The 19,106-nt window shown below is 62.4% G+C and carries 17 protein-coding genes; 5 read left to right on the top strand and 12 right to left on the bottom strand.

The features are described from left to right. The first annotated feature begins 230 nt into the window (after positions 1-230). On the top strand, positions 231-1,622 hold the full coding sequence (locus tag ACW9HX_RS13865; RefSeq protein WP_085697880.1) for an L-cystine transporter: 1,392 nt from the start codon (positions 231-233) through the stop codon (positions 1,620-1,622). A gap of 40 nt (positions 1,623-1,662) precedes the next feature. On the opposite strand, the gene ACW9HX_RS13860 is transcribed toward ACW9HX_RS13865, so the two are convergent. Then, positions 1,663-2,175 carry a dihydrofolate reductase gene (locus ACW9HX_RS13860; protein ID WP_457381041.1) on the bottom strand — a complete coding sequence of 171 codons (513 nt, stop codon included), beginning with the start codon at positions 2,173-2,175 and terminating at the stop codon, positions 1,663-1,665. Between the two features lie 85 nt (positions 2,176-2,260). Here ACW9HX_RS13860 and ACW9HX_RS13855 point away from each other — a divergent pair, with 85 nt between their 5' ends. Beyond that, positions 2,261-3,634, top strand: coding sequence for a DUF2868 domain-containing protein (locus ACW9HX_RS13855; protein ID WP_457381040.1), 1,374 nt, complete (start codon positions 2,261-2,263; stop codon positions 3,632-3,634). Then, positions 3,627-5,012: a GTPase/DUF3482 domain-containing protein gene (locus ACW9HX_RS13850; protein ID WP_457381039.1), complete on the top strand. Its 1,386-nt coding sequence runs from the start codon at positions 3,627-3,629 to the stop codon at positions 5,010-5,012. Before ACW9HX_RS13855 ends, ACW9HX_RS13850 begins: the two co-directional genes overlap by 8 nt. On the opposite strand, the gene ACW9HX_RS13845 is transcribed toward ACW9HX_RS13850, so the two are convergent. The 8 genes from ACW9HX_RS13845 to ACW9HX_RS13810 all read right to left on the bottom strand — a co-directional run bounded on the left by ACW9HX_RS13845 (position 5,009) and on the right by ACW9HX_RS13810 (position 14,630). Further along, entirely contained in the window at positions 5,009-5,434 is a 426-nt protein-coding gene (locus ACW9HX_RS13845; protein WP_457381038.1) for a hypothetical protein, read from the bottom strand. The two genes, ACW9HX_RS13850 and ACW9HX_RS13845, sit on opposite strands and share 4 nt — an antisense overlap. A gap of 86 nt (positions 5,435-5,520) precedes the next feature. Continuing rightward, positions 5,521-6,087 carry a phosphonate degradation HD-domain oxygenase gene (locus tag ACW9HX_RS13840; RefSeq protein WP_457381037.1) on the bottom strand — a complete coding sequence of 189 codons (567 nt, stop codon included), beginning with the start codon at positions 6,085-6,087 and terminating at the stop codon, positions 5,521-5,523. Continuing rightward, complete coding sequence (locus ACW9HX_RS13835; RefSeq protein WP_457381036.1) at positions 6,087-7,220, bottom strand: TIGR03364 family FAD-dependent oxidoreductase; 1,134 nt, start codon at positions 7,218-7,220, stop codon at positions 6,087-6,089. Before ACW9HX_RS13835 ends, ACW9HX_RS13840 begins: the two co-directional genes overlap by 1 nt. Positions 7,221-7,364: 144 nt before the next feature. Next, complete coding sequence (locus tag ACW9HX_RS13830; protein WP_457381035.1) at positions 7,365-8,390, bottom strand: putative 2-aminoethylphosphonate ABC transporter substrate-binding protein; 1,026 nt, start codon at positions 8,388-8,390, stop codon at positions 7,365-7,367. A gap of 47 nt (positions 8,391-8,437) precedes the next feature. Continuing rightward, positions 8,438-10,162: a putative 2-aminoethylphosphonate ABC transporter permease subunit gene (locus tag ACW9HX_RS13825; RefSeq protein ID WP_457381034.1), complete on the bottom strand. Its 1,725-nt coding sequence runs from the start codon at positions 10,160-10,162 to the stop codon at positions 8,438-8,440. Then, complete coding sequence (locus ACW9HX_RS13820; protein WP_457381033.1) at positions 10,162-11,238, bottom strand: putative 2-aminoethylphosphonate ABC transporter ATP-binding protein; 1,077 nt, start codon at positions 11,236-11,238, stop codon at positions 10,162-10,164. Before ACW9HX_RS13820 ends, ACW9HX_RS13825 begins: the two co-directional genes overlap by 1 nt. Before the next feature lie 256 nt (positions 11,239-11,494). Beyond that, positions 11,495-12,358, bottom strand: a complete 864-nt coding sequence (locus ACW9HX_RS13815; RefSeq protein ID WP_102619666.1) for a LysR family transcriptional regulator — start codon at positions 12,356-12,358, stop codon at positions 11,495-11,497. A 16-nt stretch (positions 12,359-12,374) separates the two neighbouring features. Continuing rightward, positions 12,375-14,630 (bottom strand): heavy metal translocating P-type ATPase, encoded by a 2,256-nt coding sequence (locus ACW9HX_RS13810; protein ID WP_457381032.1) that lies wholly within the window; start codon positions 14,628-14,630, stop codon positions 12,375-12,377. Between the two features lie 84 nt (positions 14,631-14,714). Between ACW9HX_RS13810 and cadR the strand changes: the two genes are divergently transcribed. Continuing rightward, complete coding sequence (gene cadR / locus ACW9HX_RS13805; protein WP_064600182.1) at positions 14,715-15,164, top strand: Cd(II)/Pb(II)-responsive transcriptional regulator; 450 nt, start codon at positions 14,715-14,717, stop codon at positions 15,162-15,164. Between the two features lie 128 nt (positions 15,165-15,292). Here cadR and ACW9HX_RS13800 read toward each other — a convergent pair whose 3' ends face one another. The 3 genes from ACW9HX_RS13800 to ACW9HX_RS13790 form a co-directional block, all read right to left on the bottom strand. Further along, on the bottom strand, positions 15,293-16,264 hold the full coding sequence (locus ACW9HX_RS13800) for a thymidylate synthase (protein ID WP_114886153.1): 972 nt from the start codon (positions 16,262-16,264) through the stop codon (positions 15,293-15,295). A gap of 50 nt (positions 16,265-16,314) precedes the next feature. Next, complete coding sequence (gene lgt / locus ACW9HX_RS13795; RefSeq protein ID WP_169432340.1) at positions 16,315-17,130, bottom strand: prolipoprotein diacylglyceryl transferase; 816 nt, start codon at positions 17,128-17,130, stop codon at positions 16,315-16,317. 96 nt (positions 17,131-17,226) lie between these two features. Further along, positions 17,227-18,009: a sulfite exporter TauE/SafE family protein gene (locus ACW9HX_RS13790; protein ID WP_457381031.1), complete on the bottom strand. Its 783-nt coding sequence runs from the start codon at positions 18,007-18,009 to the stop codon at positions 17,227-17,229. Between the two features lie 129 nt (positions 18,010-18,138). Between ACW9HX_RS13790 and ACW9HX_RS13785 the strand changes: the two genes are divergently transcribed. Further along, positions 18,139-18,885, top strand: a complete 747-nt coding sequence (locus tag ACW9HX_RS13785) for an NRDE family protein (RefSeq protein ID WP_457381030.1) — start codon at positions 18,139-18,141, stop codon at positions 18,883-18,885. Positions 18,886-19,106 lie beyond the last annotated feature (221 nt).

Genomic DNA, 19,106 nt, shown 5'->3' with positions numbered 1-19,106 from the left:
CCCTGGGTCAAAGAAATCGACGCTAACAAATAAATGTGACAGTCCTCGTCTGCCAGCGACTGTCCACGTCCCTTCCGCGCCAGCTGCATCCCCGAGAGCGACACCCGCTTATTCCAAAAACGACGGACGACCTTTGATTTCGGTATTAAATCATTGGAAATCAAACTGTTAGGCTTGCCGGTTCGCAACAGCCCCGGAAGGTTGTTGGCACAGTCTTTTCTGGAGTCCTCATGAATCTGCCCCTGATTCTCAACTTGCTGGTGTTCCTCGCCCTGCTCTTCGGCCTGGCGCAAACCCGTCACACCACGTGGAGCCTGGCGAAGAAAGTCCTGCTCGCGCTGGTGCTGGGCGTGGCATTCGGCGTCGCGCTGCACACGATTTACGGTGCCGGCAACCCGGTGCTGAAAGCCTCGATCGGCTGGTTCGATCTGGTCGGCAACGGTTACGTGCAATTGCTGCAAATGATCGTGATCCCGCTGGTGTTCGCCTCGATCCTCAGCGCCGTGGCCCGCCTGCACAACGCTTCGTCGCTGGGCAAGATCAGCTTCCTGACCATCGGCACACTGCTGTTCACCACCGCGATTGCGGCGCTGATCGGTATCGGCCTGACCAACCTGTTCGGCCTGACCGCCGAAGGCCTGGTCGCCGGCACTCAGGAAATGGCCCGTCTGCAAACCATTCAGACCGACTATGCCGGCAAGGTCGCCGACCTGAATGTGCCGCAACTGCTGCTGTCGTTCATCCCGCAGAACCCGTTCGCCGACCTGGCCCGGGCCAAGCCGACCTCGATCATCAGCGTGGTGATCTTCGCTGCGTTCATGGGTGTTGCCGCGCTGCAACTGCTCAAGGATGACGTCGAGAAAGGTCAAAAAGTGATCAACGCCATCGACACCCTGCAAGCCTGGGTGATGCGTCTGGTGCGTCTGGTGATGAAGCTGACCCCGTACGGCGTGCTGGCGCTGATGACCAAGGTGGTTGCCGGTTCCAACCTGCAAGACATCATCAAGCTCGGCAGTTTCGTGGTGGTGTCGTATCTCGGTCTGGGCCTGATGTTCGTGGTGCACGGTCTGCTGGTTTCGGCGGCCGGGATCAACCCGCTGCGTTTCTTCCGCAAGATCTGGCCGGTGTTGACGTTCGCGTTCACCAGCCGTTCCAGCGCGGCGAGCATTCCGCTGAGCATCGAAGCGCAGACCCGCCGTCTGGGTATTCCGCAATCGGTTGCAAGCTTCGCCGCATCGTTCGGTGCGACCATCGGCCAGAACGGCTGCGCCGGTCTGTACCCGGCAATGTTGGCGGTGATGGTTGCGCCAACCGTGGGCATCAACCCGCTGGATCCACTGTGGATCGCGACGCTGGTGGCGATTGTGACCCTGAGTTCGGCCGGTGTGGCGGGCGTGGGTGGCGGTGCGACCTTCGCGGCACTGATCGTGCTGCCGGCCATGGGCTTGCCGGTTTCGCTGGTGGCGTTGCTGATTTCGGTCGAGCCACTGATCGACATGGGTCGTACGGCGCTGAACGTGAGTGGTTCGATCACCGCTGGCGCGATTACCAGCCAGGTGATGCAGCAGACCGACAAGGCCCTGCTGGATGCCGATGAGCATGCGGAGCTTGCTCAGGCTTGATTGACGTTGTGGCGAGGGAGCGTGCTCCCTCGCCACAGATTCAGGCTTTTTCCCAGACTTCGAAGTTGTAAGCCGGTTTGTCGCCTTCAGCCGGATTCGGCACGTTCGACACCAGTTTCCACTGGTTCAGATCGAACTCCGGAAACCACGCATCGCCTTCCGGGCTCAGTGCCACACGGGTCAGGTACAAGCGATCCGCCTGCGCCATTCCCTGCGCATACAGTTGCGCCCCGCCAATCAGCATCAACTCGTCGACGCCCTGCTGTTTAGCCCATTCTTCAGCGCGAACCACGGCAGCTTCCAGCGACGGATAGACTTCCGCGCCTTCCAGCACCAGATCGGTCTGACGGCTGACCACGATGTTCAAGCGCCCCGGCAACGGACGACCCAGCGAATCCCAGGTCTTGCGGCCCATGATGATCGGCTTGCCGAGCGTCGTGGCCTTGAAGTATTTGAAGTCCCCCGGCAGGTGCCAGGGCATGCTGTTGTCGACGCCGATCACACGGTTTTCACCAAGGGCTGCGATCAGGCTGAGGGGGAGTGATTTAGTCATGCCGGCGAGGATACCAGAGCCGCGCTTACCCCGATAAGCGCCACAGCGGTTATGCTCACGGCTCAATCAAGCAACGGGATGCCGCGTGACTGAACTGACTTCACTGCAAAACCTCTGGCTCACCGAAACCGTGCGCCTGCGCGAAGAACACGCAGGCCCGCTGGACGATCTGGAAGCCAATCGCCTGGCCCGCGCGGCCGGCGGCGATCTGCCGGGACGCATTCAACGCCGCGCCCTGTGGCTGGCCGAGCGCGATGGCCTGACCTCTGCGCTCAAGCACTGGCTGCAAGGCGCACGCCTGGCGCTGGTGTTGCTGGCGATCCTCGCGATATTGAGCGGTGCCGGCTTGGCCTTTGCCGCACTGGGCCAGACGCCGGTCAATGTGTTCTGGGCTCTGGGCAGTCTGCTCGGGCTGAACCTGATCTTGCTGTTGAGTTGGGCGCTGGGGCTGATCTTTGCCGGCGAACATGGCGCCACCCTCGGCCGTTTGTGGCTGTGGCTCAGCGAAAAACTCGCCCGCGATGCCAAGGCTGCGCAACTGGCCCCGGCCCTGCTGCTGATGTTGCAACGCCAGAAACTCAATCGCTGGGCGCTCGGCACGCTGGTCAATGGCCTGTGGTTGCTGGCGATGTTCAGCGCGTTGGTTTTGCTGCTGACCCTGATGGCGACCCGGCGCTACGGCTTCGTCTGGGAAACCACAATACTCAGTGCAGACACTTTCATCGGCGTGACCCAGGCCCTCGGCACGTTGCCGGCGCTGCTGGGTTTCAACGTGCCGACCGTGGACATGATCCGCGCCAGCGGCGACGCCGCACTGAACATCGAAAGCGCCCGTCAGGCCTGGGCGACCTGGCTGGTCGGCGTGCTGGTGGTGTACGGCGTGCTGCCGCGTCTGCTGTTGGCGCTGTTTTGCTTCTGGCGCTGGAACAGTGGCAAAGCCGCGTTGCGTCTGGACCTGAACCTGCCCGGTTACGCCCAACTGCGTGAACGCCTGATGCCGACCAGCGAACGCCTCGGCATCACCGACCCCGAACCTGCGCAATTGCACCGCGTCGAAAGCACTGTTGGCGAACACGCCAGCGATGGCGCGTTGCTGGTGGCAATCGAGCTCGACGATCAACACCCATGGCCACCGACGCTGCCGAAAAACGTCAGCAACGCCGGCATCCTCGACAGTCGCGAATCACGCAACAAACTACTCGAACAACTCAGCCGCTTCCCGCCGGCGCGACTCGCGATCGCCTGCGACCCACGGCGTTCGCCGGATCGCGGCAGCCTGGCACTGATCGCCGAGCTGGCGCGCAACGCCGCCGCGACCCGGGTCTGGCTGTTGCAGGCGCCGCAAGGACAGGCGCTGGACGCCGAGCGCCTCGGCGACTGGCATGTGGCACTGCAAAAGTTGGAGTTGCCATTCGCCGATTGCGCCCCGTTGAACTGGCTGGAGCACGGACATGACTGATGCCTGGAAAGCGCCACTGAAACTGGCGGTGGTCGGCCACACCAACGTCGGCAAGACTTCGCTGTTGCGCACCCTGACTCGCGACGTCGGCTTCGGCGAAGTCTCCCATCGGCCGAGCACCACCCGGCATGTCGAAGGCGCGCGGTTGTCGGTGGATGGCGAGCCGTTGCTCGACCTCTACGATACGCCGGGTTTGGAAGACGCCATCGCCCTGCTGGATTTTCTCGAGCGTCTGGAGCGCCCCGGTGAACGCCTCGATGGCCCGGCGCGACTGGCGCGGTTTCTCGACGGCAGCGAGGCGCGCCAGCGTTTCGAACAGGAAGCCAAAGTGCTGCGGCAATTGCTTGATTCCGATGCCGGCCTGTACGTGATCGACGCCCGTGAACCGGTACTGGCCAAGTACCGCGACGAACTGGAAGTACTGGCCAGTTGCGGCAAGCCCTTGCTGCCGGTGTTGAATTTCGTCAGCAGCGCCAACCACCGCGAGCCGGACTGGCGTGAAGCTCTGGCGCGGCTGGGCCTGCATGCACTGGTGCGCTTCGACAGCGTTGCCCCGCCCGAAGATGGCGAGCGGAGGCTGTACGAAAGCCTCGCGCTATTGCTGGAAAACGCCCGCCCACAACTTGAACGTCTGATCGCCGATCAACAGGCCCAGCGCCTCGCTCGCAAGCAAAGTGCCGCACGCCTGATCGCCGAATTGCTGATCGACTGCGCCGCGTGCCGACGCAGTGTGGCGAGCAACGCCGAACAGGAACAACAGGCCATTAGCGAACTGCGCAAAGCCGTGCGCCAGCGCGAACAGAAATGTGTCGAAGCGCTGCTCAAGCTCTACGCCTTCCGCCCGCAAGACGCCGCCGCCAGCGATCTGCCGTTGCTCGACGGCCGTTGGGGCGATGACCTGTTCAACCCGGAAACCCTCAAGCAACTGGGCGTGCGGGTCGGTGGCGGAATCGCCGCTGGCGCAGCGGCCGGTGCAGGCGTGGATCTGCTGGTGGGCGGCATTACTCTTGGCGCCGCAGCCCTGGCCGGCGCAATTGCCGGCGGCGCCCTGCAAACCGCCCGCAGTTATGGCAATCGCCTGCTGGGCAAGATCAAAGGGCAGCGGGAGCTGACGGTCGACGACAACGTGTTGCGTCTGCTGGCCCTGCGTCAACGGCAACTGCTGCAAGCGCTGAACGCCCGTGGACATGCGGCGATGGACACCGTTCAGGTGGCAACGCCACAGGACAAGACCTGGCGCGAAGGCAAGTTGCCGGAGGCGCTGAACATTGCCCGGGCTCACCCGCAGTGGTCATCACTCAATCCTCATCCGAAACTGAATCAGGCCCAGCGTCAGGAACAGATTGAAGGACTGGTGGGCAAGGTCCTCGAACTCTAGAGCCAGCCAAGCTTGAGGAACTGTTTGACCAGCGCCGACACCCGGCTGCGATCCGTGCGATTGGCGCGCCCGTCGTTGTCCACGTCCGAATACAGGACAACCTCGAAGCCGCCATCGTTATCCAGGTCATGGACAGCGGCTTTGTAAACGATGGTTTCACCCTCGTGAAAGTGCAGCCTCACTGATTCCGGCGTCCCATCGCCGCCGGGGTTCAAGGCAAAGATCCGCAGATGCCGGGCGTCCTCATCGGCCGCGTTGAACCAGGCGCATTTCAGGTAGGTGCTGGAGAAGCTGCGCAGTTGCGCCACTTCACGGGCCGAGGCTTCGCGCCAGTCCTGTTCGCTTACATGAACGCGCAGCTGGACACTGTCCCCTGCGCCGTTGCCCGATCGATCCCGGGCAATCACTTTCAAAAAACGCATCCGTGCGCTCCTTTCGGCAAAAAAACAGTCTGGGCCGAAGGGGCAATACGCGCCATGCACCGTTTCCCGGATTGGCGTAAGAAGGTTCAGCGCGCCTCGCGGGACAGCACGGTCAAGGCCTTGCGCTTCAACACCGAAAGATCCATCACCGGCACCGCCATTTCCTTCGCCAGCTCATCCCACTGACGCATCCTCAAACTGACAGCGCACAACGGATCCTGCTCGAACGCATCGGCTTCGGCCTCGGTCATCACCCCGCCCTGATATTCCAGGGTGCGGCGGCTGGCTTCGCTCAAGCGCTCGTAATAACCCGCCTCCCTGAGCGTCAGATAGCGTTTGGCCTGGACGTGATACTCCACCAGCCGCGCCAGGCGCTCGCTGAATCCGGCTTCACGCAAATAGTCCGCACCGAGGCATTCGTGGCTGACCACGCCGTAACCACCCATGTTCTCCGCGCCCTCGGCGCACAAATGGCCGATGTCGTGGAAGAACGCCGCCAGCACCACTTCGTCATCGAAGCCTTCGGCGATCGCCAGCTCAGCTGCCTGAGACATGTGCTCGATCTGCGACACCGGTTCGCCGATGTAGTCGCTGGCGCCGAAACGCTCATAAAGTCCGAACACCCGGTCGATGACTTGCTCGTGACTCAACATCAGCGCTCTCCAAAAAGCTGTGCAACATTGCGCCCGGCCATGGCCGGGCCGACGCTCATGCCAACGCCGCTGTGCATCAGCGCCACACTCAGCCCCGGCGCCGGGCGCAGGAACGAAAATGGTCCCGGCCCCCGGGAACCATAGACACCCTGCCAGCGCTCGACCACTTGCACCTTGCAGCCGAGGGTCTGTTCGGCCAGTTCGAGCATCCAGTTGTCGACCTGCTCGGCGTTGAACGGCGACGGATCGCTGCCGTAATGGTGCGAGTCGCCGATGATCAGTTCGCCATACGGCGTCGGGCTGATCAGCAGATGAATGCCGTTTTCCTGCAGGTGCGGTTGCTCGCGCAGGATCTGCGCCTGCACTGCTGCGGCTTCCGGCAGGTCGGCGAAAGCGCCGTAGTGCACGCAGCTGAGGCCGGTAAGCAAGGCGTGTTGCAGGTTCAGGTCAATCTGCGGCCGGGCGCGGAGCATTTGCAGACGGCAGATTTGCGGGTCGAGGGCGGCAATCGGTTCGGCCAGCAAGGTCTGATAATCGTGGCCGGAACAGACGATGATCTGTTCGGCAGTGAAAGTTCCGGCAGTGCTTTGCAGGCGTCCCGGTTCGACGTCGCGCACCAGTGTGTTGAAGTGAAACTCGACGTTGAGTTCGCGGCGCAAGTAATCGATCAGCGCCGGAATCGCTTCCCGGGAATACAACTGTTGATCGTCCATGCCGTGCAACGCGGCGCGGTGATGGCTGAACTGGCCGCCGTACAGATCACGCAACGCGGCACCGCGCAGCAGTTCGACGCGGTAGTCATGCTCAACGGCGCGTCCGGCGCAGAAGGCATCGAGCAAGTGCTCTTCGGCCTCGGTGCGAGCGAACAGGTACGAGCCGTTGCGCTTGAGTTGCAGGCCGGCGAGCTGCGCCCACTGGCCCCAGATTTCGCGACTGGCCTTGGCCAGTTCGAGCATCGGGCCCGGTGGCTGGCCGGTGACCAGTGCCTGGCCGAAGTTGCGAACCGAGGCGCCGAGTGGCGTGGCGGTGCGTTCGAAAACCGCGACCTTGAGACCACGTCGGGCGGCCGCGTAGGCGTGGGACAGGCCCAGGATGCCGGCGCCGACGATCAGCAAGTCTTTGTGTTGTGTCATCTAGAGGTGCTCTGAATGCGAGACCGCTTTCGCTGGCAAGCCAGCTCCCACAAGTTTGGCGGTGTTCACACAATGTGTGTTTCACACCGGCCAATGTGGGAGCGGGCTTGCTCGCGAAGAGGCCCCTGTCAGTCGATGAAGATCTTACTTGGCAGCGACTTTCTCGGACTTGCCGTCATAACGCTTGCGCCATTCGGTCAGGATCTCGTCGCGGTTCTTCGAGGCCCAGGCGAAGTCGTTCTTGATCAGGCGCTGCTCGTAGTCGGCCGGCAGCTCGGTCTGCGGCTTGGCGATGCCCGGTTGGGCGAGGACGGCGAAGTTTTCCTTGTACAGATCCATCGCCGGGGCGCTGGCGGAGAAGTCAGCCAGCTTCTTCGCGGCTTCTTCGTGCGGCGTGCCTTTGATCACGGCGGTGGCTTCGATCTCCCAGCCCAGGCCTTCCTTCGGCAGGATGATGTCCAGCGGTGCGCCCTGACGCTTGAGCTGAACGGCCGGGTATTCGAAGGAAATGCCGATCGGGAACTCACCCGCCGCCGCCAGTTTGCAAGGCTTGGAACCGGAGTGAACGTACTGGCCGATGTTCTGGTGCAGGCCGTCCATGTAGGCCCAGCCCTGTTTCTCGCCGAAGGTTTGCAGCCAGGCGCTGACGTCGAGGAAACCAGTGCCGGACGAGGCCGGGTTCGGCATCACGATCTTGCCTTTGTACTCGGGCTTGGTCAGGTCCTGCCAGCTCACCGGTTTGCTCAGGCCCTGTTTCTCGGCTTCGACGGTGTTGAAGCAAATGGTTGCGGCCCAGACGTCCATGCCGACCCAGGCTGGCGGGTTGGCGGCGTCGCGGTAGTTTGCGCCGATCTTGCCCAGGTCCTTCGGCGCATAGCTTTGCAGCATGCCTTGCTGATCGAGGATCGCCAGGCTCGACGCCGCCAGGCCCCACACCGCGTCAGCCTGTGGACGCTCTTTTTCGGCCAGCAGTTTGGCGGTGATGATCCCGGTGGAGTCGCGCACCCACTTGATCTCGACGTCCGGGTTGGCCTTTTCGAAGGCCTCTTTGTAGGACTTCAACTGCTCGGCTTCGAGGGCGGTGTACACCGTCAACTCGGTTTTTGCCGCGAAGGCATTCAGGCTGAAAGTAGCGAGCACAGCAGCGGCCAGGGCCATAGGCTTGAACATGATCGTTTTCCTGTAGGTGAGTTGAGGCTATAGGGACAAGTCGTGGATCAGTGGCCGGGCGCCGTTTGCCGCCAGGCCTGGGAACGGCGCAGCAAGCCGCGCGAAGCCCACGCCAGCAGCAAGGACACGCCCGCCGAGGTGAACAGAATCAGGGTCGACATCGCCGCCGCGCCGCCGACGTTGCCGGCGTCATCCATGTTCAGCACAGCCACCGCCGCGAGGATGGTGTCGGGGCTGTAGAGGAAAATCGCCGCCGACACGGTGGTCATGGCCGAGACGAACAGGTAGCGCACGATGTCCAGCAGCGCCGGCAGGCAGATCGGTACGGTGACCTTCAAGTAATGCCGGTACAGCGGCGCCTTGAGCGACAGCGCGGCAGCTTCGAACTCGGCGTCGAGCTGACGCAGCGCGGTGGTGGCGGTCATCTGCGCGGTGGTCAAATAGTGAGCAATGGTGCAGACGATCAGCAGGGTCATGGTCCCGTACAGCACGTGCAGCGGGTTGCCGGTGAGGTTGAAGAAGAAGACGTAACCCAGCCCCAGCACCAGCCCCGGCACCGCCATCGGTACGAAACTGAGCATGCGCAGGGTCAGATTGAGGCCTCGCTGGCTGCGGGTCTTTTCCATCAGGTAAGCGCCGGTGAAGATCAGCACGCTGCCGATCAATGCCGTGCCCAGCGCCATCTTCAAACTGTTGCCGTAGGCCAGCCAGCCACCGCCGGCGGTCTCGTTGAACTGATAGTGGTTGAGCGACAGCGACAGGTTGTACGGCCAGAACTTCACCAGCGACGAGAACACCGCCATGCCGAACACCAGCAGTAACGCGGCGCTGATCAACAGGACGATGGCCAGATAACAGGCATCGCGTTTCTTCGACGGCGCCGGTTTGAACACTTGGGCCCGGCCACTCATGGCGTCGCCGTGACGACGACGCAGCCAGGCATCGACGCCGAAACTGAACAGCGCCGGCAGCAGCAGAACCATGCCGATCAGCGCGCCGCGACCGAATTGCTGTTGGCCGACCACGGCTTTGTAGGCTTCCAGCGCCAACACTTGATAGTCGCCACCGACCACCACCGGTACACCGAAATCAGTGATGGTCAGGGTGAACACCAGGCAGAACGCAGCGAATATGGCCTGACGAGTCGCTGGCCAGGTGATGCTGCGAAAGGCCTTCGCCGGGCTCGCGCCCATGCTCGACGCCGCGTCGAACAGTCGTGCATCTGCCAACGACAGGGCTGACAGCAGAATCATCAAGGCGTGTGGGAAGGTGTAGATCACCTCACCCAGAACAATCCCCCAGAAACCGTAGATGTTGTCCGACAGCAGCCCGCGCAACATGCCCTGATTGCCGAACAGATAGACCAGGGCAATCCCCGGCAACATCGACGGCGCCATCAGCGGCAGCAGCGAAATCCCGCGCCAGATGCCTTTTGCGGGAATCAACGTGCGCTGCAAGGCGTAAGCAAACAGGTAGGCCAGCGGTACGACGATGGCCGCGACGCTGAGGGAAACCTTCAGGCTGTTGCCGAGCAGCCAGTGGAAATTGTCGCTGGTCACCAGCTCCTTCGCGGCGAGCCAGCCACCGCCCTGCCCGGCTTCGCTGCTGAAGCCGCGCCAGAAGATCGCCAGCAAGGGCAACAACACCGCCACACCGAGCAACACCAACAGCAGGAGTTTGCCGCCGAGGACGAAGATCCGGTCACCGACCTCGGCCCCGGACACCTGCCGCGCCTGCTTATGCGGTAGCGGCAGTGCGAGGTTGCTGTTCATCAGGCGAACACCTGCAGGCTGCGTGGCGGCAAGGCGACCATGATCTGCTGGGCGCCTAGGCGCGGCATGGCTTCCGGCGCCAGCTCGGCGAGCAAGGAGTGACCGGGCAATTGATCGAGCTCGAAGCTCATGCGGCAGCGGTTGCCGAGGAAAGTGATCTCACGGACCTTGGCCGGGAACAGGTTTTCCTCATGCACCAGCGGATTGACGTTGATCGCTTCAGGGCGGCAGAACAGTCGACCCGACGGGCTGTGGACGCTGCCGTCGGCCAGGCGCAGGTTCATCCCGCCGACCTTGGCGTGGCTGTCGCTGCTGCGCTGGAACGGCAGCCAGTTGCCCTGGCCGACGAACTCGGCCACGAATGGTGTGGCCGGGCGGTTGTAGATTTCCTGCGGGGTGGCGTACTGCTCGACCTTGCCGTTGTTCATCACGGCGATGCGGTCTGCCATCAGCATGGCTTCATCCTGATTGTGGGTGACCATCAGGGTGGTGATGCCGAGGTTGCGTTGCAGTTGGCGCAGCTCGGTGCACAGATGCTCGCGGACCCGGGCGTCGAGGGCCGACATCGGTTCGTCGAGCAACAGCAGCGACGGCGCGGGGGCCAAGGCGCGGGCCAGTGCCACACGTTGTTGCTGGCCGCCGGACAACTGGCCCGGGTACTTTTTCTCACTGCCGGTGAGGCCGACCAGTTCCAGCATCTGACCGACGCGACGGCGCACTTCATCGCGACCGCTGCCGGCGAGGCCGTAGGCAATGTTCGCTTCGACGGTCAGATTGGGGAACAGAGCGTAAGACTGGAACAGGATGCCGTAATCGCGAGCCTGGGGTGCGAGATGGGAAACGTCGCGCTCGCCGAGGTACAACTCGCCGCTGTCCTGCTTTTCCAGACCGGCAATGCAACGCAGCAGCGTGGTCTTGCCGCACCCCGACGGGCCGAGCAGACACACCAGCTCACCGGCCGCGACATCGAGGGAGACGTTATCCAGCGCCGTGAAAGCGCCGAAGCGCTTCTGCACGCCGCGCACTTTCATCGGTGCGCCGGGGTTGGTCAGGGCAGTTGCGATTGCAGGGTTCATGGACAGGCCTCATCAAGCAGATGAGACGAATCCTAGAGTTGTAATGCGTCGGTCATATGGCAACAAGGCAAAATCGACCGATAGTGGTATTCAGGGATTTTGGTTCAGAACTTCAGATCATGTGTTGTTTGATCTGGCCCCATCGCTGGCAAGCCAGCTCCCACAGTTTCTCGGGTGTTTACAAAATTTGTATTCACTGAAGATTCCTGTGGGAGCTGGCTTGCCAGCGATGGGGCCCGAACAGGCACTGAAGATCTCAGGCCGGGGACATTTCCTGCGCCAGCCCGAGAAACGCCGCCGGCAACCGGGCGTTCTTGCGTTCCTTGAGGCAGTACAGATATTCGGGAATCTGCGGCGCATTCTCCAGTGTCAGCACCCGCAACTGCGGATCATGCGGCACTTCCTGGCGGGCAATGATGCTGATGCCGATATTGCGCAGCACCGCCTCGCGGATCGATTCACGGCTGCCGATTTCCAGCAACGGGCCGAAACTGACCCCGGCGCCGGCCAGCAATTCTTCGGTCAGGCGACGGGTGGTCGAGCCCGGCTCGCGCATCAGCAAGGTATGCCCGGCCAGTGCGCTCAGCGTGACATGGTCGTGCGCCGCCAGCGGATGATTGCGATGCACCGCCAGCACCAGCGGATCGCTGCCGAGCACCCGGCGGATCAGCCGTGCATCATCGAGCAACTGCGACGATGCCGCGACATCTACCCGGTAATCCTCCAGCGCTTCGAGCACTTGCTGCGAGTTGCCGATTTCCACCGAGACCTCCACCTGCGGCAGGCGCTCGCGAAAGGTCTTCACCAGATCGAGGATGTAATACGGCGCGGTGGCGGCGATGCGCAGGGTGCCCTGCACCTGACCGCTGTTGCGCAGGAAGAATTCGATGTCGGCCTCCTGCTGCAACAGCGCCTTGACCATCGGCAACAGCCGCGCACCTTCGTCGCTGACGCTCAGACGCCGGCCGCCACGGTAGAACAGCTCCACCGAATACTGGCTTTCCAGATTGCGGATCTGGGTGGTCACGGTCGGTTGACTGAGACCGAGCTTTTTCGCCGCCAGCGTGATGCTGCCCAGCCGGGCCACCATGTAAAACGCTTTCAGCTCGGCACTCAGCACAACCGTCCCTCTTCCTCTATTTGCGCAACAGGCGCAAACCGTTGAACACCACCAGCAGGCTCACGCCCATGTCGGCGAACACCGCCATCCACATGGTGGCGAGCCCGGCGAAGGTTACCCCAAGAAAGATAGCCTTGATCACCAATGCCAACGCAATGTTCTGTTTGAGGATACTGGCCGTGTTGCGGGACAGACTGATGAAGGCTGGAATCTTGCGCAGATCGTCGTCCATCAGGGCGACATCGGCGGTTTCAATCGCCGTATCGGTACCGGCCGCCGCCATCGCAAAACCGATCTCGGCCCGAGCCAGTGCCGGCGCATCGTTGATGCCGTCGCCGACCATGCCGACCCGACGGCCCTGCGCGTACAGCTCTTCGATGGCTTGCAACTTGTCGGTGGGCAGCAAATCGCCCTTGGCCTGATCGATCCCGACCTGCGCCGCAATCGCCTGCGCGGTGTGGACGTTGTCGCCGGTCAGCATCAGGGTTTTCACGCCCAGTTCGTGCAGTTGGCGAATCGCCTCGCGGCTGGTTTCCTTGACCGTGTCGGCCACGGCGAACAGCGCCAGCGGGCCGGAACGGTCGAGTAGCAGCACCACGGACTTGCCCTGCTTCTCCAGAGCGAACAGCTTTTCTTCCAGTTGCGGCGAGCACAGGCCCAGCTCTTCGACCAGACGGTGGTTGCCCAAGTGGTAGACCTGACCGTTGACCTCGCCTTTTACCCCACGGCCGGCCAGCGCTTCGAAGTTATCCACAACCAGAGCCGCAAAACCTTTATCCACAGCCGCGTTGGCGATGGCCAGCGACACCGGGTGATCGGAACGCCCGGCCAGCGCGGCGGCAATGGCCGGTGCCGTGTCGTCGGCGGTCGGGTCGAGGGACAGGTAGTCGGTCTGCACCGGTTTGCCGTGGGTGATGGTGCCGGTCTTGTCGAGGGCCAGATAATCGAGCTTGAAACCGCCCTCCAAATACACGCCGCCCTTGACCAGAATGCCTTTGCGCGCCGCCGCCGCGAGGCCGCTGACGATGGTCACTGGAGTGGAAATCACCAGTGCGCACGGGCAAGCGACCACCAGCAGCACCAGCGCGCGGTAGATCCAGTCGAACCATGCGGCGCCCATGAACAGCGGCGGGATGATCGCCACGGCCAGGGCCAGGACGAAGACCACCGGGGTGTAGATTTTCGAGAATTGATCGACGAAGCGCTGGGTCGGCGCCCGCGCACCTTGTGCCTGTTCCACGGCGTGGATGATCCGCGCCAGGGTGGAATTGTTCGCCGCTGCGGTCACTGTGTATTCCAGCGAACCGGCCTGGTTGATGGTGCCCGCGAAGACTTTGTCGCCGACGGTTTTCTCCACTGGCAGGCTTTCACCGGTGATCGGCGCCTGATCGATGGTCGAACTGCCGCTGACGACTTCACCGTCCAGCGCGATACGTTCACCGGGTTTCACCCGCACGCGGGCGCCGAGATCGATGCTTTTCACATCCAGTTCGACCCAGTTGCCGTCCGCCTGCAACACAGTGGCTTGCTCCGGCGTCATCTGCATCAGGCCGCTGATGGCGTTGCGCGCGCGATCCAGCGAGCGCGCTTCGATCAGCTCGGCCACGGTGAACAGAAACATCACCATCGCCGCTTCCGGCCACTGGCCGATCAACACGGCGCCGGTCACGGCGATGCTCATCAGGGCGTTGATGTTGAGATTGCGGTTTTTCAGGGCGATCCAGCCCTTCTTGTAGGTGGTGAGGCCGCCGCTGAGGATCGAGATCAGCGCGATGATTGCCACCACCCAGGTCGGGGCTGCGCTGGTGAAGTGGATCACTTCGGCAGCGAGCGCACCGACGCCGGACAGCGCCAATGGCCACCAGTGCTTTTTCACCGGAGCGGCGGCCGGGGCATCAACGCCCGCCTCCAGCGGCTCGGCCTGCATGCCGAGGGATTTGATCGCGTCGATGATCGGTGCGGTGTCCGGCAGATTGTGGGTTACGCCGAGTACGCGGTTGATCAGGTTGAATTCCAGCTGCTGGATCCCGGCCAGTTTGCCGAGCTTGTTCTGGATCAGCGTCTGCTCGGTCGGGCAGTCCATCGCCTCGATGCGGAAACTGCTCAGCCGGGCGTCGGCGCTCGGTGCCTCGCTCAACTGAATCAACGAAGGCGCGACGGCTTTCGACGAGCAGCAGGAATCGCCACCGTGGGAATGTTTATGCACAGGCTGCAGTTTATGACTGTGATCGTGCCCGTCGCCGGGCTTGTGGGTGTGCTGGGAATCGCTCATTGGTCGCGTCCATGAAGGTGCCTGTTGCCAAGTAAAGACCCTGTAGCCACTATAGGGTCAAGCACCCTTTTGGAGATCGCTGCCATGAAGATCGGAGAACTGGCCAAACAGACCGATTGCGCCGTGGAAACCATTCGTTACTACGAACGCGAAAACCTGCTGCCGGAACCGGCCCGCAGCGACGGCAACTACCGCGTCTACACCCAGGCCCACGCCGAGCGCCTGACCTTTATCCGCAACTGCCGCACCCTCGACATGACCCTCGAAGAAATCCGCAGCCTGCTCGCCTTGCGCGACAGCCCGCAGGATCAGTGCGAGAGCGTGAATGCGCTGATCGACGAGCACATCCAGCACGTAAAGGCGCGGATCGACGGGTTGTTGGCGTTGCAGACGCAACTGCTCGACCTGCGCCAGCGTTGTGGCGAAGGGCCGGAGGCGGATCAATGCGGGATTTTGCAGCGGCTGGAAGTCAGTGGCGGGGTTGTGGCGACGGAAGTCGAGCATTCGCATGTGGGCCGCAGTCACGGCCATTGATACTTACTCAGAACCAAATGTGGGAGCGGGCTTGCTCGAGAAAACGGTGTATCAACCAACACCTCTACCGACCCAAAAACTGCCTTCTCGAGCAAGCACGCTCCCCAAGGGGTATTGCTTGATGCCTGTCAGACCGCCATCGGCGCAGTCATCGGCGCATGGTGCTCGTAGCCTTCCAGCGAGAAGTCGCCCGGCTCCACCAGCTCCAGCCATTCCGGCTGGTACACACCTGTCTTGGCGAATTCCGGCACACGATCCGAAATCTTCAGCTTCGGCATGGCGAACGGCTCGCGCTTGAGCTGTTCATTGAGCATGTCGAGGTGGTTTTCGTAGACATGGGCGTCACCGATGAAATAGGTGAACCAGCGCGGCGTGTAGCCGGTCAGGCGACCGATCAGGCTCAGCAGCGCGGCGCCTTCGGTGAGGTTGAACGGCGTGCCCAGGCCCAGGTCGTTGGAGCGGATGTAGAGCGTCAGAGAGATCTCTTTGGTCTCGACATTCGGGTGGAACTGATAGAGCAGATGGCACGGCGGCAAGGCCATTTCATCAAGCTGGGCGCAGTTCCAGCCGTGGAACAGGATGCGGCGGCTGCCAGGGTCCTTGATGATCGTGTCGACGCACTGGCGCACCTGATCGATGGCTTTGTACAGCACCACATAGGCCTGGCCGTCCTCTTCGCCCTGGGCAATCTGCTTGTAGCCATTGCTCAAAGTTTGTTCGATGGCGGCGGTGTTGCTCAGCGGGATCTGCTTGTACGCCGGCCATTTGCGCCATTGCACACCGTAGATTTCGCCGAGGTCGTCTTCGCCCTGGCGGAACGGGTTGGCCAGCCATTGAGCGTTTTCGTTGGCGTTCTGATCCCAGACCTTGCAGCCCAGCGCACGGAATTCGGCGGCGTTGTTCACGCCACGCAGAAAGCCGCACATCTCGCCGATGGCCGATTTGAACGCCATCTTGCGGGTGGTGATCGCCGGAAAACCTTCCTGCAGATCGAAGCGCAGCATGGCGCCCGGAAAGCTGATGGTGTTCACGCCGGTACGGTTGGCCTGTTTGGTGCCGTTGTTGATGACGTGCGACACCAGATCGAGATATTGCTTCATGAGTTACCTGTGTCCTTGAGCCCCGGCCAACCGCGCCGGGGTTCGAATATTTAAGCTGTCGGTGCAACCGGCGCCGACGGGGCACGGCGGTAGGCCAGCCAGATCAGGAACAGCCCACCGATGATCATCGGTACGCAGAGTACCTGACCCATGGTCAGCCAGTTCCAGGCGAGATAGCCCAGTTGCGCGTCCGGCACGCGGACGAATTCGACGATGAAACGGAAGATGCCATAGAACAGCGCGAACATGCCCGAGACCGCCATGGTTGGGCGCGGCTTGCGCGAGAACAGCCAGAGGATCAGGAACAGTGCCACGCCTTCGAGCGCGAACTGATATAGCTGCGACGGGTGACGCGGCAGTTGCGCCGGGTCGCTGAACGGCGGGAACACCATGGCCCACGGCACGTCGGTGGCCTTGCCCCACAGCTCGGCGTTGATGAAGTTGCCGATACGCCCGGCACCCAGACCGATCGGCACCATCGGCGCGACGAAGTCCATCAGCTGGAAGAACGACTTGCCGTTACGCTTGCCGAACCACAACGCCGCCAGCATCACGCCGATGAAGCCGCCGTGGAACGACATGCCGCCCTTCCACACTTCGAAAATCAGCGTCGGATTGGCGATATAGGCGCTCAGATCGTAGAACAGCACATAGCCCAGTCGCCCGCCGACAATCACGCCCATCGACAGCCAGAACACCAGGTCGGAGAGTTTCTCCTTGGTCCAGGTCGGGTCGAAACGGTTGAGCCGGCGCGACGCCAGCAGCCACGCACCGCCAATGCCGACCAGATACATCAGGCCGTACCAGTGGATTTTCAGCGGACCGATGGCCAGGGCCACCGGGTCGATCTGCGGGTAAGGCAGCATTGCGACTCCTCGTTAGAGTTCAAATCTTCAAAATTCCCGGGCGACGCTGCCACCTCAGGATTAAGCCAGGATTGTGGCCTGCTCGGAACAGACGCTTCAGAACAGAAAGCTCAGCCCCACGCAGAACAGCAAAGCGGCGAACAGCCGTTTCAGCAACTTCGGCGACAATTTGTGCGCCAGCCGCGCGCCGATACGGGCGAACACCATGCTGGTCAGGGCAATGCCCAGCAGCGCCGGCAGATACACAAACCCGAGACTATGGGCCGGCAGCAACGGATCATGCCAGCCCAGAATCATGAAACTTATTGCACTTGCCACGGCAATCGGCAGGCCACAGGCCGACGATGTCGCCACGGCCTGCTGCATCGGCACGCTGCGCCAGGTCAGGAACGGCACGGTCAGCGAGCCGCCGCCGATCCCGAAAATCGCCGACGCCCAGCCGATCACACTGCCGGCCACGGTCAGACCGAGTTTACCGGGTACCGTTCGGCTGGCCTTGGGTTTGACGTCCAGTGCCAACTGCGCGGCGATCACCAGGGCGAACACACCGATGATCTTTTGCAGGTTGGGCCCGGAGATCGCTTCAGCCGTCAGCGCCCCAAAACCGGCGCCGAGCAGAATCCCGACGGTCATCCACCGGAAGATCGGCCAGCGCACCGCCCCGCGTCGATGATGTTCACGCACGGCGTTGACCGAGGTGAAGATGATCGTCGCCAGCGACGTGCCGACCGCCAGGTGGGTAAGGATCGACGGATCGAAACCCTGCAAGGTGAAACTGAACACCAGCACGGGAACGATAATGATCCCGCCGCCGACCCCGAACAATCCCGCCAGCACGCCGGCACAGGCACCCAGCGCCAGATAGAGCAGAAATTCCATGCTGCCTCCAGGGCGCATCCCCAAAACCGGAGCGGCATGGTAACGGATGCATGGCCTCAGGCGGAACTGGCGATGGATGCACGGACGATGTCTGCGTAGAGTGGGCAGAAAACACACAAGGACCACCTTATGTGCCTGATCGTTTTCGCCTGGCGGCCGGGGCATGCCCAACCGCTGATCGTCGCGGCCAACCGTGACGAGTTCTACGCCCGGCCCAGCCTGCCGCTGGCCCAGTGGCCCGAATCACCACATGTTCACGCCGGGCGTGATCTTGAGGCTGGGGGCACCTGGCTCGGTCTTGGCGCCAACGGTCGTTTTGCGGCGCTGACCAACATTCGCGATCCGCATCAGCCACCGGCCCGACGTTCTCGGGGCGAGTTGGTGGCGGGGTTTCTGACCGGAAACCTGTCGATCGATGACTATTTATCCGACGTTGTCGCCCGCTCGCCGGAATATGCCGGGTTCAACCTGCTGCTGGGCAACGTCCACGAGCTGTGGCACTTCAACGCCCGGTCATCGGAGCCGGTGATGCTGCAGCCAGGCATTTATGGACTTTCAAACGCGGGCCTGGATACGCCGTGGCCGAAACTGCTCAAGGCCAAGGCTGCATTGAGTGCTGTGCTGGATGATCCGCAGCCCGAGCGGCTGTTAGCGTTGTTGGGGGATGCGCAAACGGCACCGTTTGCTGATCTGCCGGACACCGGCGTGGGCCTGGCGACCGAGTCGTTGCTGTCGAGTGTGTTTATTGCCAGCCAGAGCTACGGGACTCGGGCGAGTACGGCGTTGATTGTGCAGGCTGATGGGACGCGGCGGATGGTGGAGCGTAGTTTTGGGCCGTATGGCGGGCATTTGGGGGAGGTGGAAATTTGTGTTTAGGAGCCTGCCCTCATCGGAACGCCGCCCGCCCAGCCCTCTCCCGGAGGGAGAGGGAGCCGACCGAGGTGTCTTGAGCCTTACATCGACCTGAAAGATCGAGTCGATTATGGATTCAATACAACTCGTTCAGGTCGATGCATATCTGCAGCATCTCGCGATCAGTCCCCTCTCCCTCCGGGAGAGGGTTAGGGTGAGGGTAAGCTTTTGATCTCAGGCTTTTG

It is taken from the genome of Pseudomonas sp. SDO52101_S400 (assembly GCF_054071635.1).
This window is presented reverse-complemented; position numbering and strand designations above follow the sequence as displayed.